Source organism: Streptomyces hazeniae, assembly GCF_031845485.1.
GTDB classification, from domain to species: domain Bacteria; phylum Actinomycetota; class Actinomycetes; order Streptomycetales; family Streptomycetaceae; genus Streptomyces; species Streptomyces hazeniae.
Genome location: NZ_JAVREQ010000201.1, coordinates 1 through 438, shown reverse-complemented (window position 1 = coordinate 438; position 438 = coordinate 1). Strand labels below are relative to the sequence as shown.

Genomic DNA, 438 nt, shown 5'->3' with positions numbered 1-438 from the left:
GCCCCGACAACAGGCCTGCGGCCGTTCTACGGCGCCCACTCGGCCGCCAGCCCGGGCACACTGACCGCATCGTAGGCCTGGATCTCCAGGGCTCCGTGTTCCGCCATCCGCGTCGGTGAGGGCGCCGAGGCTGCGGACAGGCCGCGATCTCGGCGCTGCACATCTTCTGCCTTCTTGGTGGATCGCCACATTAGCCACTCTGACACCGCACTTGCCGAGCGGACCAGGGATGAGGGCAGTGCGGGGATCAACTGGCCGTTGGGTCGCATCGGGAAGTGGTGCAGCGCGACCAATGGGATACCGTAGTACTCAGCGACATTGGCCGCCGGCTGCTCATAGTTCAGCCCCGTGGACAGCAGATCCGCTTCTCTCGCCAGTTGCGTCAGCGTGGCACTCGTCTCCTGCCAATGGCGAGCGATGGGTGCCCAGAGTTCGCGC

General features: G+C 66.2%; 1 protein-coding gene. It reads right to left on the bottom strand.

The features are described from left to right. Window positions 1-26: 26 nt before the first annotated feature. Window positions 27-438, bottom strand: a 412-nt coding sequence (locus RM572_RS29315; RefSeq protein ID WP_311676377.1) for a hypothetical protein, incomplete at its 5' end; no start/stop codon positions are given.